This window comes from Corallococcus sicarius (genome assembly GCF_003611735.1).
Classification (GTDB): domain Bacteria; phylum Myxococcota; class Myxococcia; order Myxococcales; family Myxococcaceae; genus Corallococcus; species Corallococcus sicarius.
Window position 1 is genome coordinate 1 of the sequence record NZ_RAWG01000368.1, and the last position, 8,521, is coordinate 8,521.

Below are 8,521 nucleotides of genomic sequence, written 5' to 3' on the forward strand. Positions count from 1 at the left end.
GGACACGGAGGAGGCAACCCTACGCGCGAGGCGGCGAAGGTGGGGCTTCTTTCTTGGGGGGCGCGGGTCCCGGGCGCAAGCCTCATTCCACGGGGCGGTGGGCCTCTTCGCGCAGCGCGGGGCTGTGGCGGCGCACGCCCTTGGCGGCGACGGTGACGAACAGGGCCCACGCGAGGCCGGCCACCCAGCCGCCGAGCACGTCGGTGGGGTAGTGGACGCCCAGGTACACGCGGGTGCAGCCCACGAGCACGGACAGGAGGATGGCCACGGACAGGAGGTAGACCTTCACGCGGCGGTGTTCGGCGAACTGGGCGGTGAGCGCGCCCAGGGTGAGGTAGGTGATGGCGGACAGCATCGCGTGGCCACTGGGGAAGCTGGTGGACATGGTCTCGGTGAGGTGGGGGACCACCGAGGGTCGTGGCCGGTTGAAGAGGGACTTCAGCACGGAGTTGAGGAGCCACCCCGTCACGATGGCGCTCAAGACGAACAGGGACGTGCGGTAGCGACGGGCCACCACCAGGAAGCCGCACACGGTCGCGGTGATGAGCGACAGCACGGGGAAGCCGCCCAGCGACGTCACGTCCCGCGCGCTCTCCGCGAGCCACCAGGGGCCCCGGGGCAGCGCGGGGTCCTCGGGGCGGCGCAGGGAGCGCACGATGCGCTCGTCGATGTCCTGCGTTTCGCCTTCATGCACCTCGTCCGAGAGGGCGACGAACCCCAGGACGCACGCCACCACGAGCAACAGCAGGCCCAGAGGCCGCGTCACCGCCACGTCCCAACCCGACAGCCTCTGCCACGTCCCGCGTAACATGGCCGTGACATAGGGCCTGCCCTGCGGGGCCGCTACCGACATTTGTGAGCGAGTGTCGGACAGGCTCCATGCGTGGGACGCTCCTGGCACGAGCACCCGGGGGTTCCGTGATGGTGAAGCAGTCCAGCCATTGGCAGCGCCTTGTCGCGGCCCTCGTCGCCGGGCTGCTGATGGGCTGCGCCACATCGCCATTTGAACCCGACCCTGACCTTTCATGGGCAACGCAAGGTTCGGACGAGGCGGCCAGCGCGGGCTGTGGCGGTCAGGAGCTGCCTCGCGGCTGGCCCCAGTTGGAGTCCAGCGAAGAGGTGCTGGCCCCCTTCCTGGCATGTGCATCACCCGCGGAGTTCGCGGCGATGCAGCGCGGGAGGAACATGCCCCGGTTGGTGGAGTCCCTGAACGATTGGGACGCCATCCGTCTTGGAGCCCTGGGCCCGCTGGACGCGCAGGCCGCAGCGGTCCTCGTCCGAAAACGCGCGGCCTTTCTCGTCAGCGCCACGGAGCGGTACGGCGTGGCCCGGGCCGAGGTGTTCGCCCTCTTCATCCTCCACTCCGCGTTCGATGACGAGCTGCGCGACGTGCTCCGCCTGCTGGCCCAGGACAAGCAGCTCGCGGAGACGCTGGGTGCCATGACCACGGTCCGCGAGCAGTTGCGCCAACGAGGGCTGGTCCTGGAAGAGCATCCGGAGCGGCCTGAACGGACCGGTGACGTACTTCGGGGCCTGGGACGTGCCAGCCGGGATGCGCTCGCCAGCAGCGAAACGAGTGCAGGCGCCCGCTACCTGGACCTCACCGCGAAGCGCGAGCAGCTGCCTCCCCCCTACAGACAGGCGCTTGATGAGGTGGAGCGGGCCCTGATGAAGGAACACTTCTCACCGGGCAGTCTGGTGGCGGGCAGCTTCGACCACCTGACATTCGGGGTGCCACTGGGCTTCTTCCATCTGGTGACGGGAACAGCCCACGGTGCGTCCTCACTGGCTGCGGGCAGGTACGAGCAGGCCACGCGCGAGCTGGCACCGGCTGCGCTGATGGTTGCGCTGTATGCAAGCAGCCAGGGCGCACGCTCCGTCGTGAAGCCGGGCTCCATAGGGAGCGGTGGACGGTGGCGACTTCAGCTCTCGAGGCTCGACCTGGGGGAGCTGAAAGCGGCGGTGCAGAGGCTGGAGGAGCGGCTGGGCGTCAATGCTGCTCGCGACGTGCTGAGGTACCTCCGGGCCCGTCGGGAGAACGCCTACGTCGCGGCCGAATGGGGAGAAGCCGGGGTGCTGGCCCTGTATGAGGCCCGAGGCAACGCGGCGAAGGCGCAAGCCGTGCTGGCGGAGGCGAATCGAGCGCCTCCACGGCCTCCTTCAACGAACGGGTTCGCAACCGATGCTCCCATTCGAAATGCACATCTGGCGGGTCGAAGACATCCGGTGACCGGTGTCCCCTTCGACGCGGAGGGCTACCCTGATTTCAGGGCTGCAGGAGTCGTCAAGGTCGAGGTGGAGATTCCGTATACGGGTTCGCGCGCTGGGGATTTCGCCGCGGCCAACAAGGCAGCAGGCTTGAAGGAGACGCCCAAGGGAATGACCTGGCATCACCATCAGGACCGCGCCACCCTGCAGTTGGTTCCTACCGCTATTCACGCCCGGACAGGACATACAGGCGGTTTCTCAGGAGTCCCATGATGGTTCAGCTTCTACGAACGACCGAAGGTGGACCGCTCCTCGAAGAGGGCGACCTCGCTTCGTTTGAATCGAAGTACGGGTTCGAGCTTCCACTCCCCCTTCGAGAGTTCCTGCTGGCCACCAATGGGGGGCGCCCCGAGCGGGACCTCTTCGAGATCCACGGACTGGAGGGGAACCCTCTGGGCCGGATCCACCTCTTCTTCGGGCTGAAGGATCCTGTCGAATCATGCAACCTCGACTGGAACCTGGAGGTCTTCCAGGAGCGCCTTCCTCCTGGACTGCTTCCCATCGCGACGACAGAAGGCGCCGACAAGGTGTGTCTGTCCATCGCCGGAGCCGAAGCAGGCAGGGTGTTCTACTGGGACGCGCAGGCCCGAAGTGGCGCCAACAGCCTCTACCTGCTGGCCGACACCCTGGACGGCTTCATCGCGGCGCTCCGGGCGGATGCGCTTTCGCCTACCCTCCTGAAGGCCTGAGGCGTACGACTCAGGGGGCTTCCAGCCCCAACCCCAGCGCCTCCGCCCCGGCGGACTTCGCCCCATCGAGCGCCACCACCAGGCGTGAGTACGGCGCCCGGGCATCCGGCTGGAAGAACAGGCCTCGCTGGCCGCGTGGACGGGCCTCCAGGAAGCGGCGCAGGCGCGGCACGTAGTCCGCCTCGCTCACCGCCTCCCCCTCCAGCAGCAGCGTCCCCTCCGCCGTCAGGCGCACGAGCCCCGGTGGCAGCTCCTTCGAAGGCGTGGGTTCGGAGGGCTCCGGTGACGGGAGCTGGAGCATCAGCTCCCGGCGCATCAGCGGCGTCACGACCATGAAGATGATCAGCAGCACCAGCACCACGTCCACCAGCGGTGTGACGTTGATGTCGGACTGGAGACCGGACTGGGGCTTCACCAGGATGGGACGTCGAGCGCGCATCACGTTCCTCCTCCGTTCGTCTTCTTCACGGCGACGCCCAGCGACACCTTCCGCGCTCCGGCATCCCGCGAGCGACCCAGGACGCCGAGCACGTCGCCGCAGGTCAGCGTCTCGTCCGCCTTGAGCAGCAGCCGGCGCTCCGGTTCCGCGCGCAGCTCGTTCCGCACCCGGTCCTCGAATCGCGCGATGTCCGGGAAGACGTCCATCCCGACGTACAGCGCCTTGTCCGCGGTGAGGGAGAAGATCAGCGGTTCGGGCGGTTTGTCGCGGTGCTCGCCCTGCGCCGCCGCGGGCAGGGCCACGTCCCTGCCCTCCTGGGACATGGGCGTCACCACCATGAAGATGATCAACAACACCAACACCACGTCCACCAGCGGCGTGACGTTGATGTCGGCCTTCACTCCACCCCTGCCTCCCACGGCCATTCCCATGCGCAGCCTCCTGGCGAATCGGAGGCCATGGGACCATGGGCCCGCCGTCGCGTTGGCCGTGGACATCCGGTGGTTCGGTCATCGTTGCGTCATGGCCCGGGGCGTACGCCCCTGGACGCTCGGGTCGGGTCGGCATTGTCAGCCGTGCCTGGATTGCTATCACCCAGGGACGTTCGCACCTGGGAGGCACCCGCACATGGCCATCGCCACCATCAGCCCCACCACGGGCAAAACGCTGCGCACCTTCGAGGCGCTCTCCGCCCAGGAGCTGGAGTCCAAGCTGCAACGGGCCGCGGACACGTTCCGCACCTACCGGGAGACGTCCTTCGCGGACCGCGCCCGGTGGATGCGCCGCGCGGCGGACATCCTGGAGGTGGAGGCCGACCGCTTCGGCCACCTCATGACGGAGGAGATGGGCAAGCCGCTGGAGGCCGCCAAGGCCGAATCCCGCAAGAGCGCCACCGCCTGCCGCTACTACGTCACCCGCGCGGAGAAGCTCCTGCGCGACGTGCCCATCGACGTGGACGGCGACACCGCCTTCGTCCGCTACCAGCCCCTGGGCCCCGTGCTCGCCATCATGCCGTGGAACTTCCCCTTCTGGCAGGTCGTCCGCTTCGCCGCGCCCGCGCTCATGGCCGGCAACGTGGGCCTGCTCAAGCACGCCTCCAACGTGCCCCAGTGCGCGCTCGCGCTGGAAGAGGTGTTCCGCAACGCCGGCTTCCCCGAAGGCGCCTTCCAATCGCTGTTCATCGACACCTCGGACGTCAACCGCGTCATCGACGACGCTCGCGTGAAGGCCGTGACGCTCACCGGCAGCGAGGGCGCGGGCCGCTCCGTGGGCGCCGCCGCGGGACGCGCCATCAAGAAGGTCGTGCTGGAGCTGGGCGGCAGCGACCCCTTCATCGTCATGCCCAGCGCGGACCTGGACCGCGCGGTGGAGACCGCCGTGTCCGCGCGCCTCATCAACAACGGCCAGTCCTGCATCGCGGCCAAGCGCTTCATCATCGCGGAGCCCATCGCCCAGGAGTTCGAGCGCCGCTTCGTTGCGCGCATGAAGACCATGGTGGTCGGCGACCCCATGGACCCGAAGACGGACGTAGGACCGCTCGCGACGCCCGGCATCCTGGAGGGCCTCCACGCCCAGGTGCAGGCGAGCGTGAAGGCCGGAGCGCGGCTGCTCCTGGGTGGAAAGCCCCAGGGCGGCCCCGGCAACTTCTATCCGCCCACCGTGCTCGCGGATCCGCCGCCCCAGGCCCCCGCGTTCCATGACGAGCTCTTCGGCCCGGTGGCCACGCTGCTGCGCGCCCGCGACCTGGAGCACGCGGTGGAGCTGGCCAACGCGACGAAGTTCGGCCTGGGCGCGAGCGTGTGGACGCAGGACTCCGCGGAGCAGCGCCGGTTCATCGACGGCATCGAGGCCGGGATGGTGTTCGTCAACGCGCTCGTCGCCTCCGACGCGCGCCTGCCCTTCGGCGGCGTGAAGCACTCCGGCCACGGCCGCGAGCTGGCCGACCTGGGCCTGCGCGAGTTCGTCAACGCGAAGACGGTGCGCATCGGCGGGACATCCGGCAGCGCGCCTCCGTCCAAGCACGTGGGCGAGTAGCCACCCCGACTAACGCGTGCGCACCCGGCCATCCAGGGGCGCGCCGTGCACCTCTTCCAGCGCCTGGGTGACGGCGTCCACCTCCGCGCCCAGCTGCTCCACGCTGTGGCGCAGGCCCGCGCCCGCCACGTCCAGGTCCGCGGTGTCCGCCGAGCGCACCCGCAGCACCTGGGCGTAGAGGTTCTCCAGCGTGTAGGCCAGCCGCGTGAACTCGGCCTCCAGCCGGTCCGCCGCGCGGCCCAGCTCCGTGCGCTGGCGCACCTGTTCGTCCAGCACCTGCAACGCCGCGCGCAGCCGGTCGCGCACCACGCTGTCCTCCTCCGAGGCCCAGCGCGTCTCCAGCTTCTTGCGCTCCTCGCCCAGCCGCTGCACGTCCTCCGGCGGGGCCACCGTGCGCAGCTCCCGCTCGCGGCGGACCAGCTCGTGGCAGCCCTTGCGCAGCTCCTGCACGGTGCGGTCCGGCGAGCGCACCATCTCCTGCAACACGCCCGGCGCCGCGCGCAGCTCCGCCATCAGCTTCTCGCAGACAGCGTCCACGCGCGCCAGGCGCGGATCCACCGGCGCCGCGGGCACCTTCTGCTCCACCGGCAGCACGGGGGCGGAGGACGGCTCCTCCACGCGCGTCAGCAGCGGGTTGTTCGTGGGGCGCAGGTGCTTCGCGGCCCCCCGGAAGAACGCGAACGCCACGAAGAGCAGCCACCAATAGCCGTCGAACTGCATGACCGCGGTGGCCACGCACGCCAGCGCGACGATGAGTTCCCCCACCCCCAGCACCGGGTTGCGCGAAGCCTCTTCACGGGCCGCCTTCTCCGCGCGCCGCGCCTCCCGGTACGCCTGCTGCTGGGCGGCGTAGGCGTCGCGCTTGGCGTGCCGCTCCGCCCGGCGCAGGGCGTCCTTCGACTCGCGCTCCCACTGCTTCTCCCACCGCTGGCGCTCCCGCTCCGCGCCGCGCTCCCACTCCCGCTCCCAGCGGTCGCGCTCCTTGTCGGTGGGCAGGCGGCCCATCCGGCGCACCCATGCCTCCAGGGCGGCGTCCTTGCGCGCGCGGCCCTCCTCGATGGCCGCCTCCAGCCGACGCAGGCGCTCGGCCGCATCGGGGGAGGACGGGGAGGCAGGCGGCGCTTCGCGGTCTCGGGGCACGCGGTGACGCTAACAACTTCGCCCGGGCTTGGGGACTGTCGGCGACAGGGCCATAAGGGCAGGTGTTGAGCGCGTGGCGGGCGGCGGGCAGGCGGACGGACCCGCGCGGTGGCCCGGCCTCATCGGATGCGGTACTGGGAGGGCACGATGACCCTTCCCGCCGCGTCCCGCCGCTTCCAGTGGTTCAGCCAGGGCGTCCTCATCTACACGCTGGGCGTCATCCTCTGGGGCGCGTTCGTGCGCGCCACCGGCTCCGGCGCCGGGTGCGGTGACCACTGGCCGGTGTGCAACGGCGAAGTGGTGCCGCGCGCCCCCACCGTACAGACGCTCATCGAGTACACGCACCGGCTCACCAGCGGCCTGGCCACGCTGCTCGCCGTCGCCCTGTACGTGTGGGCCCGGCGCGCGCTCCCCAAGACGCACCCCGCACGGCGCGCCGCGGGCTGGGCGCTGGTGTTCATGCTCACCGAAGGGCTCGTGGGCGCGGGCATCGTGCTGCTCAAGTACGTGGCGCAGAACGCGTCCGTGGGCCGCGCGGTGTGGATGGGCATCCACCTGACCAACACCTTCCTCCTCGTGGGCGCGCAGACGCTGGTGGTGTGGGCCGCGGGAGGCCGCGCGCGCATGGTGCTCAAGGGCCAGGGCCCGGTGGCCGTGCTCCTGGGCGTGAGCGTGGCCGGCATGCTGGTGCTGGGCGTCAGCGGCGCGGTGGCCGCGCTGGGGGACACGCTGTTCCCCGCCACGAGCCTCGCGGACGGCCTGCGCCAGGACATGTCGGAGACGGCGCACGTGCTGCTGCGCCTGCGCGTGCTGCACCCGGTGTTCGCGGTGGGGCTGGGCGCGCTGCTGGTGTTCGTGGGCCGGTCGGTGGCGCGGCTGCGGCCCTCGCCGGAAGTGCGTCAGGCGTCGGTGCTCCTCACCGGCGTGTACGTCGCGCAGCTGTGCGCGGGCGTCCTCAACCTGGTGCTGCTGGCGCCGGTGGCGATGCAGCTCATCCACCTGCTGCTCGCGGACTGCGTGTGGATGTGCGTGGTGCGGCTGTGCGCGGCGGGGCTCGCGGAGGACGCGCCCCGCCTGGAGCCTTCGAGCGCCCCCGCGTCGCGCGTGGAGCCGGTGTAGGCTCGCGAGCCCGATGACCCCGCCCCTTCCCCTGACCGAGCGCGTGGATGCCTGGCTCGTCCTCCACCGCCGCCGCGTCCTGGGCGTGCTGCTCTTCGCCGCGGTCTTCGTGCGGCTGATGGTGGGGATGGAGCTCGCCGGGGGCCCGCTGCTGCACATCCACGAGAAGAACCCCTCGTCGGACAACTACTTCTTCGCGCAGTGGTCCCAGCATCTGTCGGAAGGGGACTGGCTGCAGCGGCAGCCCCTGCATCCCATGACGGCGTGGATGCGGAGGGTGGCCGGCCAGGTGATGCGCGAGCACCCCACGTACCCGGTGCAGCTGGGCCTGGCGAAGGACACGGCGTACGCGCCGCAGGCCATGGCCGTCACGCTGTGGGACCACTGGCTGGGCGGGCCCACGTACTTCCAGGAGCCGCTGTATCCCTACCTGCTGGCGCTCACCCGCGTCGTGTTCGGCGCGGACGCGGCGTTCGTCTTCGCGTGGCAGCTCGCGTTGGGCGTGCTGGGCGTCTTCCTCGCGTACCGGCTGGGCCGGGTGCTGTTCAGCGAGACGGCGGGCGTGGCGGCGGCGGTGCTGGCGCTGCTGTACGCGCCCCTGGTGGTCCACGAGTTCACCCTGCTGCGCGACTCGCTCATCGTGCTGTTCACGCTGGTGTTGGTGACGGCCCTGGTGGCGGCGTTGGAGCGGGGCGGCTGGCGCTGGACGGCCTTCGGCGCGCTGGCGGGGCTGGCCGTCCTGGTGAAGGTGCCCTTCGTCATCTTCGTCGGCCTCGCGCTGGCGGGGGCGGTGGCCTCGCGGCGCTGCCGGGCTCCGGACGTGGGGCGGGTG

Annotated in this window: 9 protein-coding genes; 5 read left to right on the forward strand and 4 right to left on the reverse strand. The window is 70.6% G+C overall.

The window, feature by feature from the left end; genetic code table 11:
* Positions 1–82 precede the first annotated feature (82 nt).
* Positions 83–811, reverse strand: a complete 729-nt coding sequence (locus D7X12_RS35785; protein ID WP_120629699.1) for a phosphatase PAP2 family protein — start codon at positions 809–811, stop codon at positions 83–85.
* Between the two features lie 110 nt (positions 812–921).
* Here D7X12_RS35785 and D7X12_RS35790 point away from each other — a divergent pair, with 110 nt between their 5' ends.
* Positions 922–2,481, forward strand: coding sequence for an HNH endonuclease (locus tag D7X12_RS35790; protein ID WP_244224979.1), 1,560 nt, complete (start codon positions 922–924; stop codon positions 2,479–2,481).
* Positions 2,478–2,957 carry an SMI1/KNR4 family protein gene (locus D7X12_RS35795; protein ID WP_244224980.1) on the forward strand — a complete coding sequence of 160 codons (480 nt, stop codon included), beginning with the start codon at positions 2,478–2,480 and terminating at the stop codon, positions 2,955–2,957. The genes D7X12_RS35790 and D7X12_RS35795 overlap by 4 nt, the downstream gene beginning before the upstream one ends.
* A 10-nt stretch (positions 2,958–2,967) precedes the next feature.
* Here the strand turns inward: D7X12_RS35795 and D7X12_RS35800 are convergent, their stop codons facing one another.
* Positions 2,968–3,396: an ExbD/TolR family protein gene (locus tag D7X12_RS35800; protein WP_120629695.1), complete on the reverse strand. Its 429-nt coding sequence runs from the start codon at positions 3,394–3,396 to the stop codon at positions 2,968–2,970.
* Entirely contained in the window at positions 3,396–3,827 is a 432-nt protein-coding gene (locus tag D7X12_RS35805; RefSeq protein WP_120629696.1) for an ExbD/TolR family protein, read from the reverse strand. The genes D7X12_RS35800 and D7X12_RS35805 overlap by 1 nt, the downstream gene beginning before the upstream one ends.
* 196 nt (positions 3,828–4,023) lie before the next feature.
* On the opposite strand from D7X12_RS35805, the gene D7X12_RS35810 reads away from it, so the two are divergent.
* Complete coding sequence (locus D7X12_RS35810; protein WP_120629697.1) at positions 4,024–5,430, forward strand: NAD-dependent succinate-semialdehyde dehydrogenase; 1,407 nt, start codon at positions 4,024–4,026, stop codon at positions 5,428–5,430.
* A gap of 9 nt (positions 5,431–5,439) precedes the next feature.
* Here the strand turns inward: D7X12_RS35810 and D7X12_RS35815 are convergent, their stop codons facing one another.
* The gene (locus D7X12_RS35815; protein ID WP_120629698.1) at positions 5,440–6,570 is read right to left on the reverse strand and encodes a coiled-coil domain-containing protein; all 1,131 of its coding nucleotides are present in this window, start codon (positions 6,568–6,570) and stop codon (positions 5,440–5,442) included.
* A 147-nt stretch (positions 6,571–6,717) separates the two neighbouring features.
* On the opposite strand from D7X12_RS35815, the gene D7X12_RS35820 reads away from it, so the two are divergent.
* Both D7X12_RS35820 and D7X12_RS35825 read left to right on the forward strand, forming a co-directional pair.
* Positions 6,718–7,689 carry a COX15/CtaA family protein gene (locus D7X12_RS35820; protein ID WP_120629701.1) on the forward strand — a complete coding sequence of 324 codons (972 nt, stop codon included), beginning with the start codon at positions 6,718–6,720 and terminating at the stop codon, positions 7,687–7,689.
* A 13-nt stretch (positions 7,690–7,702) separates the two neighbouring features.
* A partial coding sequence (locus D7X12_RS35825; RefSeq protein ID WP_208719492.1) for a glycosyltransferase family 39 protein occupies positions 7,703–8,521 on the forward strand: 819 nt, incomplete at its 3' end.

Coding starts and splice junctions, on each gene's coding strand:
- D7X12_RS35800 (WP_120629695.1), bottom strand. CDS start 3,396: ATGCGCGCTCGACGTCCCATCCTGGTGAAGCCCCAGTCCGGTCTCCAG.
- D7X12_RS35795 (WP_244224980.1), top strand. CDS start 2,478: ATGATGGTTCAGCTTCTACGAACGACCGAAGGTGGACCGCTCCTCGAA.
- D7X12_RS35790 (WP_244224979.1), top strand. CDS start 922: ATGGTGAAGCAGTCCAGCCATTGGCAGCGCCTTGTCGCGGCCCTCGTC.
- D7X12_RS35805 (WP_120629696.1), bottom strand. CDS start 3,827: ATGGGAATGGCCGTGGGAGGCAGGGGTGGAGTGAAGGCCGACATCAAC.
- D7X12_RS35785 (WP_120629699.1), bottom strand. CDS start 811: ATGTTACGCGGGACGTGGCAGAGGCTGTCGGGTTGGGACGTGGCGGTG.
- D7X12_RS35820 (WP_120629701.1), top strand. CDS start 6,718: ATGACCCTTCCCGCCGCGTCCCGCCGCTTCCAGTGGTTCAGCCAGGGC.
- D7X12_RS35810 (WP_120629697.1), top strand. CDS start 4,024: ATGGCCATCGCCACCATCAGCCCCACCACGGGCAAAACGCTGCGCACC.